The sequence below is a fragment of the Paludisphaera mucosa genome (assembly GCF_029589435.1).
Taxonomy (GTDB): Bacteria; Planctomycetota; Planctomycetia; order Isosphaerales; family Isosphaeraceae; genus Paludisphaera; species Paludisphaera mucosa.
In genome coordinates this window covers 2,744,216-2,769,053 of record NZ_JARRAG010000002.1, presented here as the reverse complement: position 1 = coordinate 2,769,053, position 24,838 = coordinate 2,744,216, and the positions used below count along the sequence as shown (strand labels likewise).

14 protein-coding genes are annotated in these 24,838 nt (G+C 69.6%); 10 read left to right on the top strand and 4 right to left on the bottom strand.

Annotated elements, in window-relative coordinates; translation table 11 throughout:
* Nucleotides 1-156 precede the first annotated feature (156 nt).
* From PZE19_RS20225 to PZE19_RS20200, 6 genes are all read left to right on the top strand, one after another.
* On the top strand, nt 157-1,272 hold the full coding sequence (locus PZE19_RS20225; RefSeq protein WP_277862409.1) for an agmatine deiminase family protein: 1,116 nt from the start codon (nt 157-159) through the stop codon (nt 1,270-1,272).
* Between the two features lie 27 nt (nt 1,273-1,299).
* Complete coding sequence (locus PZE19_RS20220; protein ID WP_277862408.1) at nt 1,300-4,236, top strand: DUF5060 domain-containing protein; 2,937 nt, start codon at nt 1,300-1,302, stop codon at nt 4,234-4,236.
* A gap of 493 nt (nt 4,237-4,729) precedes the next feature.
* Nucleotides 4,730-4,954, top strand: coding sequence for a hypothetical protein (locus tag PZE19_RS20215; RefSeq protein ID WP_277862407.1), 225 nt, complete (start codon nt 4,730-4,732; stop codon nt 4,952-4,954).
* A gap of 89 nt (nt 4,955-5,043) precedes the next feature.
* Entirely contained in the window at nt 5,044-6,108 is a 1,065-nt protein-coding gene (locus PZE19_RS20210) for a DUF1559 domain-containing protein (RefSeq protein ID WP_277862406.1), read from the top strand.
* Nucleotides 6,109-6,871: 763 nt separating this feature from the next.
* Nucleotides 6,872-7,069, top strand: coding sequence for a hypothetical protein (locus tag PZE19_RS20205; protein ID WP_277862405.1), 198 nt, complete (start codon nt 6,872-6,874; stop codon nt 7,067-7,069).
* Between the two features lie 74 nt (nt 7,070-7,143).
* Nucleotides 7,144-8,196 (top strand): DUF1559 domain-containing protein, encoded by a 1,053-nt coding sequence (locus tag PZE19_RS20200; RefSeq protein WP_277862404.1) that lies wholly within the window; start codon nt 7,144-7,146, stop codon nt 8,194-8,196.
* 110 nt (nt 8,197-8,306) lie between these two features.
* Here PZE19_RS20200 and PZE19_RS20195 read toward each other — a convergent pair whose 3' ends face one another.
* The 3 genes from PZE19_RS20195 to PZE19_RS20185 form a co-directional block, all read right to left on the bottom strand.
* Nucleotides 8,307-9,674: an efflux RND transporter periplasmic adaptor subunit gene (locus tag PZE19_RS20195; protein ID WP_277862403.1), complete on the bottom strand. Its 1,368-nt coding sequence runs from the start codon at nt 9,672-9,674 to the stop codon at nt 8,307-8,309.
* The gene (locus PZE19_RS20190; RefSeq protein WP_277862402.1) at nt 9,658-13,101 is read right to left on the bottom strand and encodes an efflux RND transporter permease subunit; all 3,444 of its coding nucleotides are present in this window, start codon (nt 13,099-13,101) and stop codon (nt 9,658-9,660) included. The genes PZE19_RS20195 and PZE19_RS20190 overlap by 17 nt, the downstream gene beginning before the upstream one ends.
* A 132-nt stretch (nt 13,102-13,233) precedes the next feature.
* Nucleotides 13,234-14,952, bottom strand: a complete 1,719-nt coding sequence (locus PZE19_RS20185) for a TolC family protein (RefSeq protein ID WP_277862401.1) — start codon at nt 14,950-14,952, stop codon at nt 13,234-13,236.
* A 365-nt stretch (nt 14,953-15,317) separates the two neighbouring features.
* On the opposite strand from PZE19_RS20185, the gene PZE19_RS20180 reads away from it, so the two are divergent.
* From PZE19_RS20180 to PZE19_RS20170, 3 genes are all read left to right on the top strand, one after another.
* Nucleotides 15,318-15,974, top strand: a complete 657-nt coding sequence (locus PZE19_RS20180) for a M15 family metallopeptidase (protein WP_277862400.1) — start codon at nt 15,318-15,320, stop codon at nt 15,972-15,974.
* Between the two features lie 84 nt (nt 15,975-16,058).
* Nucleotides 16,059-16,628, top strand: a complete 570-nt coding sequence (locus PZE19_RS20175) for a TetR/AcrR family transcriptional regulator (RefSeq protein ID WP_277862399.1) — start codon at nt 16,059-16,061, stop codon at nt 16,626-16,628.
* 140 nt (nt 16,629-16,768) lie between these two features.
* Entirely contained in the window at nt 16,769-17,890 is a 1,122-nt protein-coding gene (locus PZE19_RS20170; protein WP_277862398.1) for an alkene reductase, read from the top strand.
* A 50-nt stretch (nt 17,891-17,940) separates the two neighbouring features.
* On the opposite strand, the gene PZE19_RS20165 is transcribed toward PZE19_RS20170, so the two are convergent.
* A complete protein-coding gene (locus PZE19_RS20165) occupies nt 17,941-18,390 on the bottom strand; it encodes a low affinity iron permease family protein (protein WP_277862397.1) in 450 nt (149 codons plus the stop codon).
* An 882-nt stretch (nt 18,391-19,272) separates the two neighbouring features.
* On the opposite strand from PZE19_RS20165, the gene PZE19_RS20160 reads away from it, so the two are divergent.
* Nucleotides 19,273-24,753 (top strand): virginiamycin B lyase family protein, encoded by a 5,481-nt coding sequence (locus tag PZE19_RS20160; protein WP_277862396.1) that lies wholly within the window; start codon nt 19,273-19,275, stop codon nt 24,751-24,753.
* Nucleotides 24,754-24,838: the final 85 nt, after the last annotated feature.

Here is a 24,838-nt window from a genome sequence, read left to right as displayed (position 1 = left end):
GCCTCGAGCCAGGTCTGCCGGGACGCCCGAGCGTCGGCTCGGCGCACAGCATCCCACCCTGGAGAGAATGAACCAGGATCGGCGATTGCATCCGAACATTTTTCCAGGCCCAGGGCGGCCAGCCCCGCTCGACGCCCACCACGCCCGGACCTCTCCATGACCAGCCCCACGCCCGCCCAGCTCGGATTCCGTATGCCCGCCGAATGGGAGCCGCACGAGGCGACCTGGATCGCCTGGCCCTACAACCACGAGGACTGGCCCGGCAAGTTCGCCCCGACGCCCTGGGTCTACTCCGAGATCGTCCGCGTCCTGAGCCGTCACGAGAAGTCGGTCGTCGTGGTCGTCGCCGACGGCGCGATGAAGCGTGCGGCGGCGAAGGTCCTCGAAAAAGCCGGCGTGAACCTGGAACGCGTCCGCTTCTTCAAGGCGGCGACGGATCGCGTCTGGCTCCGCGACTCGGGCCCCACGTTCGTCGTCCGCGACGGCGCCCCCAGCGGCGTCGAGGGCGAGCCGGCCGGCCCTGTCGCGATGGTCAACTGGAAGTTCAACGCCTGGGCCAAGTACGACAACTATCACGAGGACAGGCGACTGGGCCGCCGGATCGCCGAGGAGACGGGCCTCCATCGCTGGGCCCCGCGCGTCGAGATCGACGGCGCCCCTCGGCGCGTCGTGCTGGAAGGTGGCTCGATCGACGTCAACGGCCGGGGGACGCTGCTGACGACCGAGGAATGCCTCCTCAGCGACGTCCAGGAGCGCAACCCCGGCCTGGACCGCGCGGGATACGAGCGCGTCTTCGCCGAGAATCTGGGCGTCTCGAACGTCGTCTGGCTCGGGCGGGGCGTCCACGGCGACGACACCCACGGCCACGTTGACGACATCGCCCGGTTCGTCGACGCGAGGACCGTCGTCGCCGTCGTCGAGCCGAACGTCGACGACCCGAACCACGAGCCGCTCCAGGACAACCTGCGCCGGCTCCGCGAGGCCCGCGACCAGGACGGCGAGCCCCTGCGCGTCGTCGAGCTGCCGATGCCCGCGCCCGTGACCTTCGAGGGCGACGTCCTGCCGGCGAGCTATGCGAACTTCTACATCGCCGATGGCGTCGTGATCGTCCCCACCTTCAACGACCCGAATGATCGGGTCGCGCTCAACACCCTCGCCGAGCTGTTCCCGGGCCGGAGCATCGTGGGGATCCACTGCGTCGACCTGGTCCTGGGCCTCGGCACCCTCCACTGCCTCTCCCAGCAGCAGCCGGCCGAGCCGACCGGAGGCTGACCCCGCTCTTTCGCGAAAGGCTCGTCGATGAAGACCGCGCCCTGGATCGTCCTGCTCGTCGCCCTGATCCCCTCATCCTCGTACGGCCAGCTCGCCGTCGAGGCCGACGCCCGCGGGGTCGTCGGGGTCCGCGTCGGGGACGCGGCCTACCTCTCGGACCTGGCGGTCTCGGTGGTCAAGCCGGGGTGGAGCGGCGACCTGGCGAATCAGCGGGCCGTCGACCCGGCGAAGGTCAAGGTCCACAAGGCGGGCGCGACGACGACCTACACGATGCCCCTGAGCGGCGCCCTGTCCGGCGTCCTGATCGAGCGGATCATCCGGGAGCGCGACGGCGCGACCCTGGAATTCGAACTGATCCCCGACCGCGACGTCGAGCTGGAGGCCGTGGTCCTCCGGGGCTCCCTGGCGACCGCCGAGCACGCCGGCAAGACCACGTATCTCGTCGGCGACCAGAGTGGCGAGCGCGGCGTCCTGCCGGCCGCGTTGAACGCCGACCGCTACGTCGCCTGGAGCGGCCGGCCGGAGTGGCTGGGGCTGGAACGCCCCGGTGCGGGGGGCCTGCGGATCGCCCCTCGCGACGTGCAGATGCAGCTCCAGGACGACCGCAAATTCGACTCGCCGCTGTTCAGCCTGCTGATGACCACGAGCGGCGGCGAGGTCCTGGCGCGCAAACCCATCCGGTTCGGCGTGAGCCTACGCGCCGAGGCCGCCGGGGCCCTCGATAAAGAAGCCCGCAAGGTCGGCGTCCTCGCCCAAGGGGACGCCCGGCCGCTGGCCGTCGCATCGGCCCGGCTCGATCGCGAACGGGTCGACGTCTTCGCCACGGTGACGCTCGACGCCGACGTCCACGCCCGCTACGACAACCCGTTCGACCCCGGGCAGGTCGCCGTCGACGCCGAGGTCGCCGCGCCCGACGGCCGGAAGGTGAACGTGCCGGGATATTATCACATCCCGTTCCGGGTCGAGACGCGGAACGGCGCCGAGACGCTCAAGGCGGCCGGGGCGGCCGGCTTCCGCGTCCGCTACGCACCGACGATCGCCGGGCCGCACACTGTCACGCTCAAGGTCAAGGACGCCAGCGGTGAGGTCCGCTCCGAAGCCCTGACGTTCCTGGCGGTCGCCTCGAAGTCGCCGGGCTTCGTCCGGGTCGCGGCCAAATCGCCGCGTTACTTCGCGTTCGACGACGGCTCGCCGTACTTCGCGATCGGCGAGAACGTCTGCTGGGCGAACGCGCGAAACCCGCTGGCGAGCTACGAGAACTGGTTCGGAGCGCTGGGCAAGGCCGGCGGCAACTGGGCCCGGCTCTGGCTCGCGTTCAACGAGAAGGGGCTGGAATGGAGCCCCAACCCGACGCCCAAGGCCGGGACCGGCTCGTACCAGGGCCTCGGCCGCTACGCGCTCGACAACGCCTGGCGGCTCGACGAGGTCCTGCGCATCGCCGAGACGCACGGCGTCCGCCTGATGTACTGCATCGGCACCTACGGCGAGTTCAAGGTGGGCGGCTACTTCAACGAGGGGAGCTGGGTCAGCAACCCCTACAACGCCCGCAACGGCGGCCCCTGCTCCAAACCCGAGGATTTCTGGACCGACGCCACGGCCCGCAAGCTCTACAAGCAGCGGCTGCGGTACCTCGTCGCCCGCTGGGGCCACTCGCCGTTCGTCTTCGCCTGGGAGTTCTGGAACGAGGTCGAGCCGACCCCGGCCGTCGAGGCCTGGACCCGCGAGATGGCCGCCTATCTCAGTGAGATCGACCCCAACCGCCGGCTCGTCAGCACCAGCTACGGCACGCCGCCGATCTGGAACGACCGCAACGTCGACTTCACCATGACGCACATGTACGGTCAGGCCGGCGACGTCCTCGACTTCACCGCCAAGATCCGCCGCGAGGCCGTGGCGAACCTCAAGTTCGGCAAGCCCTACCTGCTCGCCGAATTCGGCATCGACTGGCAGACCGGCGACCAGAAGTGGGACCCCCAGGGCCACGGGCTCAACATGCACAACGGCGCGTGGGCGTCGGTCGCCTCGGGCGCGGCGGGGACCGCGATGCTCTGGTACTGGGACAGCTACGTCCACCCCCGCGACGTCTATCACGTCCTGACCCCCGTCCGGAAGTTCGCCGACGCGATCGACTGGACGAAGAACCCCATGAAGCCCATCGAGGCCATCGCCGTCGCGGCCCCGCCCGGCGGCGTCGAGACGTTCCAGGACCTGACCCTCGTCGCGACCGAGGGCTGGGGCCGGTCGCCGGGAAACCACTACCAGGCGCTCCAGGACGGGACGGTGCAGGGGGGGCCGATCGCCCAGACGCTCGGCAGCCCGAAGCGCGGGGGCGACGGCAAGGAGCTGTATTCCGAGGTCGTCTGGACGCTCGACATGCCGAAGCCCGGCAAGGTCCTCGTCCGCATCGGCGACGTCTGCTCGGGGGCGCGCCTGCGGATCGCCGTCGACGGCCGCGAGGCCGTGAACCGACCGCTTCCCGCCGGCGAGCCCGGCAAGGGTCCGTGGAAGTCGGCGAGGCTCTTGCAGCCCTACAAGGTCTGGGTCGCCTCGTACGACGAGGAGGTCGCCGTCGAGGTCCCCGCCGGCCGCCACGAGCTGGCGATCGCCAACCTGGAAGGCGACTGGATGCAGGTCCGCTCCATCACCCTGCCGGCGTACCGCTCCAGCCGCTTCCCCGACGTCGACGCCCTGGGGATCGCCGGCGACGACCTGATGGTCCTCTGGGTCCACGACCGCCGCAGCACCTGGCGCGACCCTTACGACGGAACCTCCCCGGCCCCCCGCGCGGGCCTGACCCTGAAAGTCCCCACCGCCTCGACCGACGCCTGGAGCGTCGAATGGTGGGACACGTTCCAGGGCCTCGTGGTCCGCACGGACGTCGTCCGACCCGCCTCGGGGACTCTCCCGCTCGCGCCGCCGGAGTTCGTCCGCGACCTCGCCGCCCGGCTCGTCCGTAAGCCCTGATCGGCTTCCCGGTTCGATCCATCCTCGGACACTCCTCGATTCCAACATCGCGCCCCGACTCGACTCGGCCTCACGGCCGGGCCGCGTCGGGGCCGCTTTACGCGCCGGTTGCTCGCAATGGAACGAGACTTGCACTAAGACTTTCGGTTTCCAATCCCCTTGCCTGGATTAACCATAAGACAACGAACGAGTTAGGGGACCTTGCAGCCCCTGAGACCTCGCCAGTGCGGTCGACTAGTTGTGCATCGATGCCTTAAAGCGCGTCAGCCCGCGTCCTTCCAAACCTCCTCGCCCCCAGGCCTCGTTCGTCACCCCTCCCGGTCGCTGCGGCCGCGCGCTGCAACCGCCGACGAGGGCGTCTCGCCCCAAATAATGTGAAAGTGTGTTCATCATGTCAAGTTTTAAAGCGTTCGCGCCTCTATTTAACGATGGGTTCATGCGTCCCTCGACTTCCACGCCGCCCTCAACAGAAGGAGTCCCGATGATCGGCCGAATGCGAGTTCTTTCGATGTGCTTCGTCCTGGCGGCCCTCGCCGCCGCTCCCGGGTGCGGCGACGGCCCGACCACGCAGGCCGCCGCGCCCCGCGACGAGAAGAGCTTCGGCCAGGCCGGGAGCCAGCACGCCCTCGGCGGCGACCCCAAGGCCGTGGCCAGCCGGCTGAAGAAGGCGGCGGCCGCCTCCTCAATCCCCGCGAACGGTCGCCTGCCTGGCCGCTGAGACCCGCCCGCCTTGATCCTGACGTCGGCCTCTCGGGCCGGCGGTCCCTCGTCTTTCGTCACGATCGTCTTCACTCAAGGAACGCCTCCATGAATTCACGCAAGCCCCGCGGTTTCACGCTCATCGAGCTGCTCGTCGTCATCGCCATCATCGCGGTTTTGATCGCCCTGCTGTTGCCGGCCGTCCAGGCGGCGCGCGAGGCCGCCCGGCGCTCGCAGTGCGTCAACAACCTGAAGCAGATCGGCCTCGCCTTCCACAACTACGAGAGCACCCACGGCTCGTTCATCCCGAGCTGCATGTACCCGTCGCCGGTCGACAACTGGGGGTGGGGCCCCAGCGGCGTGCTTAGCATGCTGCCGTTCATCGAGCAGGGGACGCTCTGGAACGCCTACAACGTGGGTCCGGTGGCCAGCAACGCGACCGACGGGTTCGGCCTCTACAACAAGAACACCACGGTGTTCAACACCCAGGTCGCCTCGTTCCTCTGCCCGTCCGACGGGGCCGAGCGCAACGTGAGCCTCTGCAATTACGTCGGCAACTACGGCGGGCCTTACCAGCTCCAGCCGTTCTCGGGGACGTTCATCCCCACGCCCAGCAAGAACCCGGACGACCAGTGGCTGGTCGGCTCGTCGGCGACCGTCAAGATGAGCTCGATCACCGACGGCACGAGCAACACGGCCCTCTTCAGCGAAGTCCTCACGGGCGTCAACAACGCCGCCACGGCGACCCCCGGCGCGATGCCCAGGGCCAAGCGCGTCCACTTCGCGGCCCCGGGGATGACGAACATCGCCGCCACGACCGACGCCGTGAACGCCGAGATCTCCGCCTGCCAGAGCCTCCCCGCCACCACGACGGGCATCGGCGGCACGCGCGGCGACTGGTTCCAGGCCTACCCCTTCTACGTCAACTTCTCGAACTACAACCACATGGGCTCGCCCAACTCGGTCGCCTGCGCCTCGACCCAGGCGGGCGGCAACACCAACGGCCAGGACGTCTACGGCTCCGCGCCCCCCACCAGCAACCACTCGGGCGGCGTGAACATGGTCCTGTCGGACGGCTCCGTGCGGTTCGTCAAGGACTCGGTGTCGCGGCCGGCCTTCTGGGCGCTCGGGACCCGCAGCGGCGGCGAGGTCATCAGCGCCGACTCGCTCTGACGAACCGTTCCTGCGACCAGCCGACCCGCATCGAATCGAACGACCCCTCCCCGTCCCTCGCGACCGGGAGGGGTCGGCTCATTTCGAAGGATTGCATGTCACGACGAGCGGGCGGCTTTGTACGTGCCACCGCCGCGATCCTAGGCCGACCTGCCTAAGAACCGAACAAGCGCCGGCAACGTCGGCAGCCTCGTCGGCGAATCGCCGCGATTTTCAGGCGCGAATCGTTCGAAGGCCTCCCGTGCGATCCGCCCCGTCCCACCTCGCTTCACGAGATCGGCGCATCGAGACATCCTAATTCTTTCAAGGTCTGAGTCCGAGATTCGAGACCCGGCCGCACGTTTCGCCCGTGGCGCGCCGCAACCTCAATGAATCGCATCGATAATAAGTCTTAAGGATATCGTGTGACGGGCGGCCGGGCCGCGCGGGGCGCATGCCGCCCGGACGCGGCGGTGGACGCCGGGCGACGCGATCGCGGTGCGCCGAGGATCGCTCGCACGCATTGGCAAACGTGACAATCGCTGATCCAAACGATATTATTATGGAATGGCACTTGCTAAGCTGCCGTCCGTTCCCTGTCAAAGCATTCGAAGCGTCACCCGACCGGGGCGCCGATCGACGCCGACGACGTCGCGGTGTCGACGCGTCATCGCCGGCGGGTGGGCTCGTATGCACCTTGCACAGGCACTTCGTCGACGCGGGCCGGGCCCCCCGACCCGGGCCGTCGGCGCGCCGCCACCTTGCCCCACAACAGGAGAAGTCGATGACCGGTCGCGTCTGCATGGCCTTGATGGGTTTCGCCCTCGTCGTCGCGTCCTCGGGATGCGACTCCCCCCCCACCGGCCCGCCGCCCGCGTCCTCGGTCGACGCGAGCGGGAAGCCGACGGCCGAGGCCCTCGAGAAGGCTAAGCCGCCCAAGGGATTCAAGGGCGGCGGCGCCCCCATCCTCCCCGGCCGCTGAGCCGGCCGATCACATCCCGTGTCGGATTTGTATCTGATGATTCCGCTCATAACAACATGCGAGGAAACCGGTCTATGTCGAAACGAACGTCCCGCGGGTTCACGCTGATCGAGCTGCTGGTGGTCATCGCCATCATCGCCGTCCTCATCGCCTTGCTGCTGCCGGCCGTGCAGTCGGCCCGCGAGGCCGCCCGCCGCGCCCAGTGCACGAACAACCTCAAGCAGTTCGGCCTGGCCATGCACAACTACGAGAGCTCGTACGGCGCGTTCGTGCCGAGCTGCATGTATCCCTCGCCGCTGGACAACTGGGGATGGGGCCCGAGCGGCCACCTCAGCCTCCTCCAGTTCATCGAGCAGGGCGTCCTGTTCAACGCCTACAACGTCGGCGCGGTGCAGTGCAACAGCGGCGGCTGCAACCTGTACGCGATGAACACCACCGTGTTCAACACGCAGGTCTCGTCGTTCCTCTGCCCGTCCGACTCGTCGGAGCGGCAGGTGACCCTGTGCAACTACGTCGGCAACGTCGGCGGCCCGCACCAGCTCCTGGCGTTCAGCGGCACGTACACGCCGACCGCGAACACCGACTACCCCGGCTCGGTCACGATGAAGATCGGCTCGATCACCGACGGCACGAGCAACACGGCCCTCTTCAGCGAGGTCCTCACCGGCGTCAACAACGCCGGCGCGGTCACCGCCGGCTCGGGCGCACGGTCGAAGCGCGTCCACTTCGACGGCAAGGGCTCGGGCATGACGAGCACGGCGGCGACGGCCGACGGCGTCAACGCCAACATCGCCGCCTGCATGGCCGTGCCCCCGACCACCGTGGGGTGGGGCGGAGCCCGCGGCGACTGGTTCCAGGCCTTCCCCTGGTACGTCAACTACGCCGTCTACAACCACGTCATGACGCCCAACGGCCGGACGTGCGTCAGCGGCCAGATCTGGGACGGCAACACGTGGGGCGTCGACTACTACGGCACGGCCCCGCCGAGCAGCAACCACCCCGGCGGCGTGAACGTCACCATGGCGGACGGCTCGGTCAAGTTCATCAAGGACTCGATCTCACGGCCGGCCTGGTGGGCGATCGGCTCCCGCAACGGCGGCGAGGTCGTCAGCGCCGACTCGCTCTGATCCATCCATCCGCTTCGCGAGGGCCCGCCCTCGCGTCCCGCGACGAATGCGAAGGCCCCCCGGATCCCTGGCGATCCGGGGGGCCTTTCCGCGCGCCGGGCCCGCGTCGCTCAATTGGGGCCCGCGGCCTTGTCCATGCCCGACTGGGTCGCGTCGACGACGACCTGCTCCTCGCCGTCGAGGGGGACCCAGCCTTCGGGAGGCGCGCCGGGCGGCCGCTTGCGGAGGATTTCGGTGTACTGGTCGCTCGACGGGCCGATCAGGACCGGGATGCGGACGACCTTCTCGTTGATGCTCATGTCGAGCGCGTAGTTCTGTCCGCCCGTGTGGATGAGCGCTCCCGAGGGCACCGAGAGCACCTGCTTGCGGTCGATGGTGACGACGACGGTCACGTACATGCCGGGGCGCAGGTGGCCGTCCTGGTTGGGGATGTCGATCTCGGTCTGGAGCGTGCGGCTCGAAGGGTTGAGCGAGAAGGCCGAGCGGACGATCTTGCCGCTCCGCATCGCGCCCGCGATGGCCTGGATGCGCACGAGGGCCGTGTCGCCGTCCTTGATGAAGCTGGCGGCCAGCTCGGGCACGCCGACGAAGACGCGGACGGGGTCGGTCTGCTCCAGGACGAACAGGGGCCGGCCGCCGGTCCCGCCGCCGGCCTGCAGGTAGTCGCCGGGGCTGACGTTGCGTTGGGTGATCACGCCGTCGTACGACGCCTTGATCCGGCCGTAGTCGACCAGCACCTGCGCCTGGCGGCGGTCGGCCTCGGCGACGGCCAGGTCGGCCTTGGCGGCCTCGACGTCGACCTTCGCCCGCTCGAGGTCGGCCTTGGCCTTGTCGCGGCTGGCGATGGCCTCGTTGACCATGGCGTCGGACTCGTCGCGGGTGGCGGCGGCCTCTTCGAACTGGCGGTAGGTCTCGTCGCGGACCTGGCTGTTCAGGACCTGATTGGCGACGAGCTGGTTGAGCCGGTTGTATTCCGATTCCCAACGCGAGTACGCCGCCTGCGACCGCTTGACGACCGCCCGCGACGAGGTGATGTGCGCCTCGGCGTTCTCCAGCGTCGCCTGGGCGGACCGGAGGGCGCTCTCGGTGACGCGGATCTGGACCTGGGCCCGATCCACGGCCGCGATCTTCTGGTTCACCGTCTCGACGAGGTCGGGGATCCACATCGTGAGCAGCACGTCGCCGAGCTTCACGCGGTCGCCGATGTTCACGCTGTACTTGTCGACGTATCCATTGATGCGAGCGTAAATCGGCGTCGCCTCGAACGCCTGGATCGTCCCCGGCTGGATCACCTGCATCTGGATGTCGCGACGCTGGACGCGGATCGTCTGCGCGTCGACGGCGTCGGGTCGTTTCGGCCCCGCGTTCGGCGCGGTCGCCTCGCGGCGCGAGCAGCCGGGCGGGCCGACGAGCAGCGCCCCGGCCGCGGCGAACAGCGCGGCCCGTCGCCGGCCGCTCGGACTAGCTGGAATGGACATGGGGGGGCTCCTTCTGGGGTTGTTCGCTCGGACGTCCGTCACCGTCGGGCTGGGGATGGTCGCCGCCGCCGCGACCGTTCACGCTCGCGACTCCGCCGTTTGCGGAGGTCGTCGCGGCGTGGCCGGCGTGGTGCTGCGGAGGCTCGGGGGAGTAGTGCGGGCTCTCGGGATCGTCGGGGTCGAGGGACGGCGATTCCTTGCGGGCCCAGGCCATGAGCAGCGTGAAGACCGAGGGGATGACCAGGAGCGCGGCGAACGTCGACATCGCCATGCCCCCCATGACCGCACGGCCCAGCGGGGCGTTCTGCTCGCTCCCCTCCTCGAGCCCGAGCGACATCGGGATCATGCCCGAGATCATGGCGCAGCTCGTCATGAGGATCGGCCGGAGACGTCCCTTCGCGGCGGTCTCGGCGGCCAGGGCCGGCTCCATGTGCTCCTCGCGGCGGTGGCGGTCCGCGAAGCTCACGAGCAGGATCGCGTTCGAGACGGCCACGCCGACGGCCATGATCGCGCCCATGAACGACTCGATGTTGAGCGTGGTGTTCGTCGCGTAGAGGGCCAGGACCACCCCCATCAGGACCGCCGGCACCGAGGCCACGGCCGTGAGCGCCAGCAGGAACGACTGGAAGTAGGCGGTGAGCATGATCAGGATGACGAGGACCGCGACCCCCAGGCCGATCTGCAAGCTCGTGAACATCTGCTGCATCGGCTTGACCTGGCCCCGCATGTCGATCTCGACGCCCCGCGGCGGCTTGCCGACGGCCTTGATCGCCGCCTCGACGCGGCCGATGGCCCGGCCCAGGTCCTCGCCCTCGACGTTGGCGGTGACGCTCAGGTAGCGCCTCATGTTGTAGCGGTCGATCTCGCCGGGCATGTTGCCGCGCATGACGGTGGCGACGTCGCGGAGGAGCAGGGGGGGCTCGGGGTTGGAGGCGACGACCTGGGCGGGCTGCGGCCGCGTCCCCCCCGCGGACCTGGTGGTCATGGGGATGAGGGCCACGTCGGTGGCCTCGGTCATCTTGATCGGCGGGACCTGGACCTGGACCTGGTACGAGGTCCCGGAGACGTCGTCGCGCCAGTAGTTCCGCGAGGTGTAGCGGCTGGAATAGGTCGCGGCGATGAGCGAGTCGCCGATGTCGTGGGCCGTGATCCCGCTGAGGCCGGCACGCTCGCGGTCGACGGCGACCTGGACGGTCGGGTAGTGCAGCGTCTGCTGGATCTGCAGGTCGCGGAGCGTGGGGATCGCTTCCAGCTTCTCGTAGATCTTGTCCATGAACGCGGCGGTCTGCGACAGGTCGCGGCCCGTGACGACGACCTCGATGGGCGCGGGCGAGCCCAGGCTCATCGTCTCGGAGATCAGGTCGCCGGGCTCGAATGCGAAGACCAGCCGCGAGGCCCGATCCTCGGCCAGGTCGTCGGCCACGCCCAGCCGCTTCAGCTCGTCGCGGAACCAGGGGGCGATCTTCTCGGGGAGCGACTTCCTCAGACGCTCCTGAAGCTCGAAGACGTCGATCCCGCTGCCGGACTTGAGGCCGACGCGGAGCATGCTGTCGTCGGGCCCTCGGCTCCACTGGTAGGCGAGATTCACGGTGAACTGGGGCGGGATCGCGCCGACGTAGCCCATCGTGATCGCCACGTTCTCCGGGCCGGCCTCCTCGGCGATGACGTCCAGGCTCTTCTCGGCGACCTGCCGCGTCAGTTCGAAGTTCGTCCCCTCGGGGGGCCGGACCCGCATCTGGAACTGGCCGGCGTTCACCCGCGGGAACAGCTCGCGGCCGAGCTGGCTGCCCACCAGCACGACCACGGCCGTCGTGACGACGAGATAGGCCGTCACCACCTTGATCCGGTGCGCGACGGCCCATTCCAGGACCCGCTCGAACGCGCCCTGGACGCGGGCGAAGAGGCCCCGGCGGGTCTCGGTCGCCGCCTTCTCTTGATCCTTGACGTGGTCGTGCTCGTGGCCGCTCAGCAGCCAGACGCTGAGCACCGGGACGAGCGTGCTGGATAGCAGGTACGACGTGATCATCGACGCGCCCACCGCCAGCGAGAGCGGCACGAACAGCTCGCGCACCGCCCCCTGCATGATGAACGACGGGATGAACACCGAGAGGATGCAGAGCAAGGCGAGCAGCCGCGGCACGGCCGTTTCGAGGTTGCCCTGCCTCACGGCGCGGGCGATCGAGGGCGTGTGCTCCATCTGCGTGTGGATGTTCTCGACCTCGACGGTCGCCTCGTCGACGAGGATGCCGATCGCCAGGGCCAGGCCGCCCAGCGTCATGATGTTGATCGTGTTGCCCGTCAGGTCCAGGACGATTACTGACCCCAGCAGCGCCAGGGGGATGTTCAGGACGACGACGATCACGCTGCGGATGTCGCGGAGGAACAGGAGGACCATCAGCCCCGTCAGCCCCGCTCCCAATGCGCCCTCGACGCCGACGCTCTCGATGGCCCGGTGGACGATCGGCGACTCGTCGAACTCGAAGGAGATCTTGACGTCCTCCGGCAGCGCGGCCTGGAAGCGGCCGACGTTCGCCTTGACCTCGTTCACGACGTTCAGGGTCGAAGCGTCGGCCCGCTTGACGACGGGCATGTAGACCGACTTGCGGCCGTTGACCAGGGCGTAGCCGGTGGGGATGTCGGTCGAGTCGCTGACCGAGCCGACGTCGCGGATGTAGACGTTCTGGCCCAGCTTCAGGGGGACCTTCGCCAGCTCCTGAGGGTCCAGGACCATCGTGTTGGCGGGCACGACGGTCATCTGGTCCTTGATGGTGACGTTGCCCGAGGGGCTGGCGTAGTTGCCGCGGTCGATCGCGTCGACGATGTCCTGCGGCGAGAGGTTGTACGATCGCAGCCGGTCGGGGTCGAGGTTGATCACGATCGCGCGGATGTTGCCGCCGAAGGGGGGCGGCGACATCGTCCCGGGCAGGCTGGCGAACAGCGGCCGCACCCGGTACATCGCCATGTCCTGGATCTCGCCGATCGACTTCGTCTCGCTGTTGAGCACGAGGTAGCCGACCGGCAGGCTGCCGGCGTCGAGCCGGATCAGGAACGGCGGCTGCGAGCCGACGGGCATGATCGACACGGCCTTGTTCGAGTAGGCGACCGTGTTGGCGGTGGCCTCGGCCATGTCGGTGCCGGGCTGGAAATACAGCTTCATCACGACCATGCTCTGCAGCGATCGCGACTCGACGTGCTCCAGGCCGCTGATGTACTGGAAGAACGTCTCGTAGACGTTGGTGACCAGCCCCTCGATCTGCTTCGGGTCCATGCCGCCGTAGCTGTGGACCACGTAAAGGACCGGCTGGTTCAGCGACGGGAAGATGTCCTTCTGCATGCGATAGAGGCTGTACAGGCCCCCGATCGCGAGGGCCAGCATCAGCATCAAGACCGTCACGGGACGCCGCAGCGCGAAGATGATCGGATTCATGGATGCTCGGCCGATTGTGTGCGGTCGGATTCGGAGACCGCGGCGAGAGGGGAGCCGGGCCCCGCGAAGGGTGGATTGCGGTTTGACTGCGTAATCCTATGCGTCAGGGCAAGCCGAAACCCTTCAATCTTTTCAGGGGGCCGCAGGGCCCGCGGCCGGCCTGGGCATCGTCGAGGGCCGCACGTCGGTCGCGGGCCCGGGGATCTGCTGGACCGGCTTGTCGAGCGACGTGACCCACTGGGCCGGCTGGCCGAGCGCCCTGTACATGTCGAACTGCGCCCGGTTGAACTCGGTGACGGCCGAGGCGTAGTTCTGGAATGAGGCGTTGAGCACCTGGAGCGCGGCGACCACTTCCTGGGGCCGGACGACGAGGCTGAGCAATTCGCCGGCGGGCCGGGTGGTCTCGCGGAGGCCGACGAAGTTCTTGTCGGCCGACTCGACGGCCTGCTTCAACTCCTCCTCGGCCTCGGGCACGCGGCGGCTGGAGGTGTCGAGCCGGGCCATGGCCTGCGCGACCTCCGAGCGGACGCGGTAGTAGGTGCGCGCGACCTCGACCTGCTGGAGGCCGACCTCGGCCTTGCGCTGGCGGATGAGCCCGATGTTGCCCACGCCGCCGTTGGTGAGCTGCCAGTAGGCGGCGGTCGTCCAGTCGGCCCGGCCGCCGGCGTTCTGAAGCTGATCGTGGACTCCCGCGTAAAACTGGCCGGCCGGCAGGGCCCCGGCCGAGGCCTGGCCGGGGGTCGCGAGCACCAGGTTGGGCAGGAGCGGACGCCATTTTTCGCGTCGGAGCTGCTGCTCGGCCGCCAGCAAAAGCTGGCGCTGCGAGGCGATCTCGGGGCGGCTCGCCAGGGCGATGCGGACGATGTCCTCGCCGATGTCTTCGGGGGGGATCAGCACGACCCGGAGGAAGGGGGGCTCGACCGGCGCCAGCATCGTCTCGGGGGGGAGCAGCAGCCGCTCCGCGAGCCGGGCGCTGGAGGTCCGCCAGTCGCGGAGCAGCGTCTGGCGGTACTGGCGGACGTCCTGGAGCTGGGCGCGGGCCCGGTTGATTTCCAGGGGGGCGATCAGGCTGGGCGCGAGCCCTTCGGCGAACCGGACGAGCCGCTCGGTGCGGACGATCGTGGCCTCGGCGCCGACCAGCCGGCCGCGGGTCTCCTGGACGTCGAAGTAGGTCTGCGCCGTCGCCAGCAGGGCGTCGTTGCGAGCCGCCTGCAGGTCGGCCCGGCGCGAGCCCACGACCTGGCGGGCGGCCAGGGGCGCGTAGAGGGCGTCGGTGACGTTGACGGTCCACGTCGGCCCGCCGCCGACCTGAAGCGCGTTGGTCCCCTTCTCGAAGCCCTGGCCGGTGAACAGGTTCTGGTTGAAGCCGTCGTGGCGGTAATAGCCGATGCCGCCGTTCATGTTGGGGATCTTGAGCGCCCGGGCCTGGAGCAGCAGGGCCAGCGCCTGGTCGACGCGGGCCGTGGCCGCGGCGATGTCCAGCGGCGTCGCGCCGGCGAGCTGCATGGCCGCGGCCAGGTTGATCGGCACGCCTTTCGGCCCGGTCGTCGGCTGCGAACCGAGCGCCTGGGCGATGTCGATGGTCAGGTTCTTGTCCGTCGCCGTCGTGATTCCGGGCGGCTCGGGGATGCCCATGGCGTCCGTCGCGCCCGGTCTCATCACGGGGGGCTCTTCGGCGGGCGCGGCCTGGCCGTCGCGCCTCATGGTCGACGGCGGCGGCGGGAACGGGGTCCGGGGCGGCGAAGGGATCGCATCCGGCAGGTCGACCGACTGCCCCGAGGCGATGGAGGCTGCCAGCAGCAACCAGGCCGGCGCGAGGATTCCGATAACGCGTCGCTGAGTCCCGCTCATGGGCCGTCCTTGGTTACGGGCGTGGCTCCAGGGAATCCTTCCCGGAGACGGATCGTCGCGGACGACGTCCGTGAGTTCTTTTATCGGACGAGCCCTCGCCGGCTCCCGACCTGGTTTCGCCAGGGCGAGGCCGACCGCGGCCGATCGATGCCTTCATTCGCGGAAATCCGTCGAACCCGCACGCCCCGCAGGATCGCTCCGACCCACTCGTTGCGCCTGAAATTGCCGCGCGATCGGCCGCCCGACTAGACTGGAGCTGGGACGCGCGGGGAGGAAGACGAGGCGCCGGTTCGGGCGTCGAACCCGTTGACGTCCCGACCGACGACGGAGGGACGAGGGTGCGAACGACGAGCCATTCCGGGCGCATGGGGATCTTGATCGTGGCCGTGGGCCTTGCGGCGGTGAATGCACCCGCCTGGGCCCAGGCCCCGACGGGCACCCTGGAAGACCCCATCATCGACAGCGCCATGACCGAGGCCGAGGCGTTCGAGGGCCTCCGCCCCGGCTGCCCGGCCGAGGTCCGCGACGCCCAGCGCCTTTTCGACGTCGTCTATCAGGGGTTCGACGGCAAGGTCCACAAGGGCCAGATCGTCGCACATAAGGACCTCGTCGAGGACATCCGCCACGCTTTCGCCGTCGCGCTCAAGGAGAAGTTCCCGATCCGCTCGGCGATCCCGGTCTCGCACCCGAAGTTCCGCAAGAACGGCTTCTGGGACGACGACCTGTCGATGGAAGCCGACAACACCTCGTCGTTCAACTACCGGCCCATCACCGGCGGCACCCGGATCTCGAACCACGGCTACGGCCGCGCGATCGACGTCAACACGGCCGAGAATCCGTATATCAAGGGCTCCAAAATCCTCCCCCCCGGCGCGAAGTACGATCCCAGGGCCCCCGGCACGCTCACCCGCGACCACCCCTTCACCCGGGCCTTCGTCGATCGCGGCTGGACCTGGGCCGGCGACTGGAAAGCCCCCAGCCCCACCGACTACCAGCACTTCGAGAAGCCCGACCGCAAGTGAGCGCGATGGCGCATCCTCGGACCATCGACGGAAATCCCACGGCCGACTATTGAACTGATCGGTTCAGATCCCTAGGATTCGACCATGGAACCGAGACGGATGGGGAGGCCGAGGAAGTTCACCCGCGAGGACGTGCTGGCCCGGGCCCTCCCCGTCTTCTGGGAGCGCGGGTTCGCCGACGCCGCGGTCCACGAGCTGGAGAAGGCCACCGGCGTGAACAAGTCGGGGCTCTACTCGGAGTTCCCGAGCAAGGAGGCGCTCTTTCTGGCCTGCTTGAGGCATTACTACGAGGTCCGGAACGGCGCGGCGATCCTGGCGGCGGAGCCGCTGGGCTGGGCGAACATCGAGGCGTTCCTGAAGGCCGGGCTGACGTGTCCCGGCGGTTCGAAGGGGTGCTTCGCCATCAACTCGATGCGCGAGTTCGCCATCCTGCCGGCGGAGGCCCGTCAGATCGTCGCCGAGAACGCCGGTCGGCTGAAGGGCCTGCTGGAGTTCAACGTCCGGGCGGCGGGGACGAAGGCGGATCCGGCCGCCGTCGCCGAGCTGATCTCCACGTTCTTCTCCGGGATCTGCGTGGAGCAGAACCTCGAGGAGCCGAAGGCCCGGGCGCTGAGGAAGATCGACGACCTGATGGCGTTGCTTCGAGCGGATTGACCAGCGCCTCGATCTTCGTTCGACGGCGACACGGGTGGGCGTTCTCGGTGCGCGCATGCACGACGAGAGCCGGGCCGGTCGGGTGCGTCGCGGACGGCGCGGTGATCGCGAATCGAAACATCAACACCTGAGGATTCACCATGACCGCGACGCCCTTGAAGCTCTTCACGCCCCTGCAGGTCGGCCCGTACACGCTGTCGCATCGCGTGGTGATGGCCCCGCTCACGCGGATGCGTTCCGACCAGCCGGGCGACGTCCCCAACGACCTCATGGCCGAGTATTACGGCCAGCGCGCGTCGCAGGGGGGCCTGATCGTCTCCGAGGCGACGACGGTGGCGATCACCGGCCGCGGCTACCTGGGGGCTCCCGGGGTCTACTCCGACGAACAGGTCGCCGGCTGGCGGAAGGTGGTCGACGCCGTGCACGCGAAGGGGGGGCTGATCTTCCTCCAGCTCTGGCACGTCGGCCGCGTGGGGCATTCCGACCTGACCGGGGGAGTCCCCTTGGTGGCGCCGTCGGCGGTCCGGTTCAAGGGGGTCGCGTTCACGGGCAAGGGCTGGGTTCCGGTCTCGCCGGCTCGGGCGCTGGAGATCGACGAGATCCCGGGCGTCGTCGAGGAGTATCGCCGGGCCGCCGAGCGGGGGCTGGCGGCGGGATTCGACGGCGTGGAGATCCACGCGGCCAACGGCTACCTGATCGACCAGTTCCTGCAAGACGGCGCCAACAAGCGGACCGACGCCTACGGCGGCCCGGTCGAGAATCGGTACCGCCTGCTGGACGAGGTCGCCGAGGCGGTCGCGTCGGCCTGGGGCGGTGATCGCGTCGGCGTGCGGATTTCGCCCGCCGGCGAGTTCAACGGGATGTCCGACGGCGATCCCGAGGCCACCTTCGCCTTCGTCGCCGACCGCCTGAACCGCTTCGGCCTCGCCTATCTCCACGTCATCGAGCCACGTGTGAAGGGCTCGGAGCTGGTCGCCGAGGCCATGGAGCCGGTCGCCTCGGCTCGCCTGCGCAGGGTCTTCCGGGGCCCTTTGCTGGCCGCCGGCGGGTTCGAGCCCGACGACGCCGAGTCGGCCATCGAGGAGGACGACGCCGACATGGTCGCCTTCGGCCGCCACTTCATCGCCAACCCCGACCTTCCTGAACGCATCCGCCGCGGGCTGCCGCTCAACCCCTACGACCGCGCGACCTTCTACGGCGGCGACGCCCGGGGCTACACCGATTACCCGTTCCTCGCCCCGCCGACCCTGATCGCCCCCTGAGGCCGTCGGCGAGCCCGCGCATGCCGTCGGGGACGCAACTCGCAGGCCGGTCAGTTCCTACGGACTTCATCGATCGAGGAGCAATCGCCCGCCTTCTCCTGGACCTCCTGGAAGCGATCGTGGATCTCCTGGACCTCGCTCTCGGATCGGTCTTCGAGGTTGATGAGCGTGGGGCTGGCCTTCTGGACGGCGGCGAGCAGCTCGTTGAGCTTGACCTGCATCGCCAGCGTGTCCTTCGCCTGGGCCCGCTGCAGAAGGAAGAGCAGCAGGAACGAGCTCATGGTGGTGACTTCGTCGACGATGCTGTAGGCCTCGTCCCAGCCGACGACCACCGACGCCCCGAGCCAGAACGCCACCAGGCCGAATCCGACGTGCGTGCCCCACGGGCCGCTGGTGAATTTCGCCGTCCTCTCGGCGACGGCCTCGAAACGATCCCTAGTCAAGAAAGAGTAAACCTTCTTCGTCTCGTCGCCGTTCCCTTCGTTCTTCTGCGTCGACATAGAACCTCCCAGGGACGCGCACCAGTCAGGGGACGCGAGGCCGACACGAAGATGAAGAAATGCAAACCTCGCGCCGCCGCGTCAATGCAGGTCTCTCAGGCGTGGGGCAGCCGGTTCGACGGCCTGGACGTTGAGCATCGAGACGTTTCTCCGACCCACGGCGTGGCGACGCGGCCCGGCGTGCCGGCCGAGGGTCCATGCGCCCCAGCCGACATCTGGGGGCGTCCTGCCGACCGGACCTGGGGACGAATCGCGGCCCGCTCGTCGCGGCGACTTCCGACTCGACCGTCGCGGCCCGATCGGTCGGCTTCCCGAAGGCGAGCCGGTCGCCCGATCCGGGTCCCCTTCGCGTCGGGCCCGTCGTCGCGTCGCAGCGGGCCGTGACCGGCGTCTCGACGGGAAGAAGCCGACCAACCGCTCGCATCCTCCGACTTCTTCGTACGTTTCGAGATCTACGGAACTCGCAAAATATAAATAAATATCTATAGGACCGCAACCCGTCGGCGCCCGCCGTCCTTGTGTCTGGAGGGGGGGGCGTGCTATCTCGCCGACCCCGGGACGAGACCCTTCGGACCCCGGAAGCGCTTGCGCCGGGGCCTGTGAGGGGCGGGGCCCGACGCGCCGATCGATCGTGGTCGATCCCTCCGGGCCGCGGATTGAAGCCACGAGAGCGAGCGATCCCCGAGTCTACACCACGTTCCGCGACGCAGAAGAGGATTGACCATGGGCATCCGGCGACGATCTCGAGTGAAGGCTTCGGACCATTGCGACACCCTCGGGGTTCGGGCCCGACGGGGAGAGCGGGAGGCGCGTCGGTCTCGTCCGCGGCTCGAGTTCCTGGAGGACCGCCTCGTCCCGGCCACTTTCGGGGCGGCGGGCGCCGTGCTGAACCTGGGGCTCGGGACGGGGGAGAAGCTGACCGTCGTAAGCCACACCACCTCCTACTCGCTCAGCCTCGGCGCCGGGCAGACCTGGAGCGGCCAGGACGATGCCGACGTTCACGGCGGCGGTACGAAAACGCTCACGGTCACGGGCGCCGGCATCGCTGCGTTCACCTCCGGCATCCACATCTCCGACTCGGCATCCGCCGGCGGCGACGCCGTCGAATTCGCCGACGGCGGCTCGAAGGTCTACGCGAACAGCTTCGCGATCGACCTGGGCCATGCGACGTCGGGCGTCGCGACCCCCGGGCTGAGCTTCAAGGGGGCGACGACCTTCGGGGCCGGTGCGGCCCTGACGGCCGTGGTGGGCGGCGACGTCGTCGTCGCCGCGGGGGCGAGCCTGTCGTTCGCCGGCGGGCCCCTCAGCCTTTCGGCGACGGGGACGAACGCCCCGCTCGTGGTCGGCGGCGGCATCGCCGACGACGGCGGGCCGGTGACGCTCCAGGCCACCGGCGCGATCGTCGTCGAGGCGGGGGCCACGGTCAACGCCGGCGTAGGGGCGCTCGTCGTCGCTGCGGACGTCCGCGCGGACGGCGCCGGGGACGACGGCGCAGGCGCGTTGAGCCTGGCGGCCGGGGCGAGCTTGTTCGCGCAAGACATCACGCTGCGCGGCGCAGACGTCGCCGTCGACGCCGCCGCCGTCGTGGGCCGGGCCGTCGCAGGCCCGGCGGTCTCGACGTTCGTGCCTTCCACCGCGGGCCTCCTCTCTCCGCTCGGGACCGCCTTCGACGCCGACGGCGACCTCTACGTCGGGAATTATTCGACGACCGCGGATGGTTCGATCAGCAAGATCACTCCGACAGGGCAGGTTTCCACGTTCGCCTCGGGATCGTCGTTGATCCAGGCCACCGGCCTGGCCTTCGATTCCCACGGCACCCTATACATTGCGAACTGGTACAGCGGCGCCATCAGCAAGGTGGCGCCGGACGGTACGGTCGCCAATTTCGTGGCCACGGGATTGAATAGCATCTTCAGCATGGCGTTCGGTCCGAACGGCGACCTGTACGTCGCCGGCGAAAGTTCGGACCAGATCCTGAAGGTGACGCCCGACGGCGTCGTCAGCACGTTCATCGATCGTTCCGCCGGGCTCGACGGGCCGTTCGGGCTGGCGTTCGACGCCGACGGCGTCCTGTACGTCTCCAGCCGGTCTGGGAACACGATCAGCAAGGCGACGGCGGACGGCGTCGTCAGCACCTTCGTCTCCTCGGGCCTGAACAATCCCTGGGGATTGGCCTTCGACTCGCGCGGCGATCTCTACGTGGCGAATTTCGGCGGTTCTTCAATCAGCAAGGTGACGGCGGACGGCGTCGTCGCGACTTACCTCACCGGGGTGAACGGCCCCGCGACCCTGGCCTTCGACTCGACGGGCGCCCTTTACATCACCAACTTTTCCCGCAACACCGTCACCAAGGCGACCGCCGCCGTCGCCGCCACGCAGGCCGTGACGATCCGCTCGTCGCTGGGCGACCGCCCCATGAGCCTGGGCGGGGCCGACGACGCGGTGGCGGGGGTCAACCTGACCGACGCCGAGCTGGCCCGCATCGTCACCTCGCCCACGGGGGTCGTGACGATCGGCGACGCCGAGCAGACCGGCGACCTCGTCCTCGCCGGCGCCACCCTCGCCACGACGCCGGGCGCCGTCGCGGCCGTCGTGCAGTCGGCGGCCGGCGGCGGCCGGATCGTCCTCGACGACACCGGCGGGACGGCCTTGCAAGGGGGCGCCGGCGGCGTCACCCTGACGGCGGGGGCCGGCGGGATCGCCGCCCTCAACCCGGCCGACGACCGGGCCGAGATCGCCACCACGGGCGCGGCCGTCGTCCTGGTCACCACGGGCCCGATCGGGGTCGCCGGAAGCCCGATCCAGTTCGCCGCCAATGCGAATACGGCCCAGCAGATCGTGACCGTGCGGGGAGCCTCGTCGGCCCACCTGGACGGGCTGGGCGCCCTGACGCTGGGCAACGTCGAGGGGGGGGACGCGAACACGGCGCTGACCGTGACCGCCCGGGAGGGCCTGGTCGTGGCCGGCGGGGCCGTGGTCAACACCGGCGCGGGGGCCCTCTCCCTGGCCGCGGACGTCAAGGCCGACGAGACGGGCGACGACGGCGTGGGGACCCTGCACATCGGCGCCGGGTCCGCCGTGTACGCGGCGACCATCGCGCTGCGCGGCGCCGACATCGACGTCGACGCCTCTGCCGACGTCGGATCCCGATCCTCGCTCGTGTCGAAAGATCTGGCGCATTCGGCGGACGGGTTGAGCACCCCTCTGGGCCAGGCCTTCGACTCCGCCGGCAACCTCTATGTCGCGAACTACGGCAACAACACCATCTCCAAGATCACTCCCGCGGGCGTCGTCAGCGCGTTCGTCGCCGCCGGGGCGGGGCTGCACGCTCCCATCGGACTCGCCTTCGACGCCGGCGGCGTCCTCTTCGTGGCGAATTCGGCGGAGGGCACGATCAGCAAGGTGACGCCCGACGGGACCGTCAGCCTCTTCGTCTCCTCCGACAGCGGCCTCTCGAACCTGAGAGCCCTGGCGTTCGACGCGGCGGGCGACCTCTACGTCGCGTGCTTCCTGTCCGACAAGGTGAGCAGGGTGACGCCGGACGGCGTGGTTTCCACCTTCGCGACCGGCCTGGACGGGGCGACGGGCCTGGCGTTCGACGCGGCGGGCGACCTCTACGTCTCGAACTTCTCGGCCAATACCGTGAGCCGGGTCACGCCCGACGGCGTCGCCAGCGTCTTCGTCGATTCCACCTCCGGGCTGACCCGGCCCCAGGGACTGGCCTTCGACTCCGGAGGTCGACTGATCGTCGCCAACGGCGACGGCGCGATCTTGCAGGTGACTTCCAACGCCGTCGTCTCGACGCTCGTCCCCCAGTCCGCCGGGCTGTACCAGCCCGCCTTCCTCGCCTTCGACGCCGGCGGCCGCCTCTATGTCACGGCGAGCGGCGTCGTCGCGCGGCTGACGACGAACGTCGCCCCGACGAGCCTGGCCTCGATCCGCTCGTCGTCGCCGGGCCGCCCCATGAGCCTGGGCGCCGGCGACGTCCAGCTCAAGGGCGTCAACCTGACGAACGCCGAGCTCGCGCGGATCGTGACCCTGGCGACGGGCGAGGTCGTGGTCGGCGACCACGCCCAGACCGGCGACGTCACGCTCACGGGCGCCACGATCGCCACCACGGCGGGGGCCGCCACGACCGTCGTCCAGTCCGCCGTCGGCGACGGCGGCATCGTGCTCGCGCCCGGCGCCACGACCGCCCTGGACGGCCACGGCGGCGCGGTCACGTTGATCCCCGGCACGGGCGGACTGGCCGCCGACGTGCCGGCCGCCGGCTCCACATTCACGACCAGGGGGTTCACGGCCGCCGGATTGGCGCTGAACCTGGGCCTGCCCTTCGCGCCGGAGGCGGGCCGGACGATGACGATCGTGCGCAACACTGGAGGGCCCATCGTCGGGGAGTTCACCAACCTCCCGGACGGCGAGGTCGTCACGCTCGTAGGGGTCGATGCACGCTCGTACGAGTTCCTCGTCAGTTACGCCGGGGGCTCCGGTCACGACCTGACGCTCACCGCGATGGCCGCACCCGCCATCACCAGCGTCGGTCATGCGACGTGGCTCGTCGGCAGGGCCGGCAGCTTCGCGATCCTGACGACCGGCGCGCCCGCAGCCGTACTGAGCATGTCCGGGACGCTCCCCGACGGCGTGACCTTCAAGGCCGACGGCAAGGGCGCGGGCACTTTGAAGGGGACGCCCGCCGCGGGGGCCGGCGGCTCGTACCAACTGACCTTCACCGCGTCCAACGGCGCCACGCCCGACGCGGTCCAGACCTTCACCCTGACCATCAATCAGGCCCCGGCCGTCACGAGCGCCGACCACGCCGCGTTCGTCGTCGGCCGCTCCGGCTCGTTCACCGTGACCACGAGCGGCTATCCGGTCGCCGGCGTCGCCGCGACGGGCGCGCTGCCGGCGGGCCTGACCTTCGTCGACAACGGCGACGGCACGGCCACGCTGACCGGCGCGCCCGCCGCGGGGTCCGGCGGCGTCTACGCCCTGACCCTGGCCGCGTCGAACGGCGCCGCTCCCGACGCCGTCCAGGCCTTCACCCTGACGGTCGGCCAGGTTTCGACGTTCACCAGCGTAGACCACGCGACCTTCGTCGCCGGGCTGGCGAGTTCGTTCACGATCGCGACGAGCGGCTTCCCGGCCCCTGCTCTCGCCGCGACCGGGAGCCTGCCCGCGGGATTGTCGTTCGTCGACAACGGCGACGGCACGGCCACGCTGGCCGGCGCGCCCGCCGCGGGGTCCGGCGGCGTCTACGCCCTGACCCTGGCCGCGTCCAACGGCGTCGCTCTCGACGCCGTCCAGGCCTTCACCCTGACGGTCGGCCAGGCCTCGACGTTCACCAGCGTAGACCACGCGACCTTCGTCGCCGAGCGTTCGGGATCGTTCACCGTGACCACCAACGGATATCCGTCGGCCGTCGTCCTCCAGACGGGCGTCCTGCCCGCGGGATTGTCGTTCGTCGACAACGGCGACGGCACGGCCACGCTGGCCGGCGCGCCCGCCGCGGGGTCCGGCGGCGTCTACGCCCTGACCCTGGCCGCGTCCAACGGCGTCGCTCCCGACGCCGTCCAGTCCTACAGCCTGACGGTCGACCCGGGCGTGACGTCGACGACGACCACGCTGACCTCGGCCCGCGACGCCTCGCTGTATGGGCAGGGCGTCCTCTTGACGGCGATCGTTCAGGCGACGGGCGGGGGGGCGCAATCGCTCGTCGGCATGGTGCAGTTCTGGGACGGCGGCTTGCTCCTCGGCGTCGTCCCCGTGTCGGGAACGGGCCTGGCGAGCCTCCAGGTCGCCACGCCGACGGCATGGGGGCAAGCGAGCCTCCTGGTCGCCTCGCTGGCCGCCGGCGAGCATTCCCTCGCGGCGACCTATCTCGGCACGGACGGCTATCGGTCGAGCACCTCGGCGGTGATGGTGCAGGAGGTGGCGGTCAATCAGGCGGTGGCGAAGTTGGATTACGCCGTGGTCCCGCCCTCCGGCCCATCCCAGACGCATCGCTCGGTCGTGTTCACGGTGCTCGTGGATTCCGCCGGCGCGGCCCGGCCGATCTCCGAGGGGACCGTCTCGATCCGCCAGTCCAACGGCCGGATCGTCGCGACGAAGGCGGTCGAGAACGGCCGGGCGACCTTCGACCGCCTCCTCTGCCAGGCCTTCCAGAAGTCCTTCTACGCCGTCTACAGCGGCACCGCGAATCTGACCGGGGCGAGGTCCAACTCGATCCGGGTGACGTTAACCCCCTCGGCGTCGCGAAGTCGCTCGACGCCGACGCCGATCGTCCCGAAAGTCACGGCCCACGCCCCAGGCGCGACGATCGCTCGCGCCTTCCACTCGAGCCGGTCGGGTGGTCGCATGCGTTGAGTTTCGGCGGGCGGCCTGGAAAAGGCGGCGACCAAGGCCCCGCGTCGGACGGCGGGGCTTGCCGGGCTCCCCGGATGGGTGAGAA